The 428-nt window shown below is 60.0% G+C and carries 2 protein-coding genes; both read right to left on the reverse strand.

The annotated features are described in order from the left end of the window. Positions 1-281: transposase (locus D7D25_RS18875; RefSeq protein WP_370453871.1), on the reverse strand; the 281-nt coding region annotated here is incomplete at its 3' end. Next, positions 184-428, reverse strand: a 245-nt coding sequence (locus tag D7D25_RS18660; protein WP_255417388.1) for a hypothetical protein, incomplete at its 5' end; no start/stop codon positions are given. The genes D7D25_RS18660 and D7D25_RS18875, both read right to left, overlap by 98 nt.

Below are 428 nucleotides of genomic sequence, written 5' to 3' on the forward strand. Positions count from 1 at the left end.
TCGTATTTGAGGCTCCGCCAGAACCTCTCGATGAAGATATTGTCGATTGCGCGGCCCTTGCCGTCCATGCTGAACCTCAAACCGGAAAACCCTTCGAAAGGCTCTGAGAACTCCGGACTGGTGAACTGGCTCCCTTGGTCCGTGTTCAATATCTCCGGCGCGCCATGACGCTCTATCGCCTCCTCAAGGCACTCCCGGCACCAACGGGTGGTCATCGTGCTGGAAAGCGACCATCCCACGATATGACGGCTGTAAACGTCCATGATGGCAACCAGGTACATGTGGCAACCCGCCAACGGGACATAGGTGATGTCCATCGCCCAAACCCGGTTGACACGATCCACCCTCAGCCCCCTGGGCAGGTAGGCGTGGGCGGTGTGCCCTTCGCCTTTGTGCGGCTTGCCGGTGTTCGGACGGGGGCCCATGCC

Origin of the sequence: Proteiniphilum sp. X52, from assembly GCF_003712195.1 — a bacterium.
GTDB lineage: Bacteria > Bacteroidota > Bacteroidia > Bacteroidales > Dysgonomonadaceae > Proteiniphilum.